This window comes from Frigoribacterium sp. AC759 (assembly GCF_979256015.1).
On record NZ_CEEDMT010000060.1, the window covers coordinates 1 to 852 of the forward strand.

General features: G+C 56.1%; 1 rRNA gene. It reads left to right on the forward strand.

Annotated elements, in window-relative coordinates:
- A 23S ribosomal RNA gene (locus ACZ6JE_RS15080) occupies positions 1 to 694 on the forward strand; the annotation flags it as partial.
- Positions 695 to 852: the final 158 nt, after the last annotated feature.

Sequence of the window (852 nt, forward strand, 5' to 3'; positions counted from 1 at the left end):
ATCCGGTTCTGGGACAGTGCCTGGTGGGTAGTTTAACTGGGGCGGTTGCCTCCCAAAAAGTAACGGAGGCGCCCAAAGGTTCCCTCAACCTGGTTGGCAATCAGGTGTCGAGTGTAAGTGCACAAGGGAGCTTGACTGTGAGACTGACAAGTCGAGCAGGGACGAAAGTCGGGACTAGTGATCCGGCAGTGGCTTGTGGAAGCGCTGTCGCTCAACGGATAAAAGGTACCTCGGGGATAACAGGCTGATCTTGCCCAAGAGTCCATATCGACGGCATGGTTTGGCACCTCGATGTCGGCTCGTCGCATCCTGGGGCTGGAGTAGGTCCCAAGGGTTGGGCTGTTCGCCCATTAAAGCGGTACGCGAGCTGGGTTTAGAACGTCGTGAGACAGTTCGGTCCCTATCCGCTGCGCGCGCAGGAAATTTGAGAAGATCTATCCCTAGTACGAGAGGACCGGGATGGACGAACCTCTGGTGTGTCAGTTGTTCTGCCAAGAGCACCGCTGATTAGCTACGTTCGGAACGGATAACCGCTGAAAGCATCTAAGCGGGAAGCCGGCTTCGAGATGAGATTTCCATACCCTTCGGGGTGAGAGGCTCCCAGCTAGACTACTGGGTTGATAGGCCGGATGTGGAAGTGGGGACTAACGACCCATGGAGCTGACCGGTACTAATAAGCCGATAACTTGACAACACTCCCTCCCTGTAGAGGTGGGGGAAAGCTGCTTGCGTCCACTATGTGGTTCCCGAAATACGGTCGGGAACAATTGAACAGACAGTCGTCTGCCGTCATCCTTCGGGGTGGGGGTGGGTGCATGGTCTGAAACAGACTTCACCGCTGGCCTCAGGGCC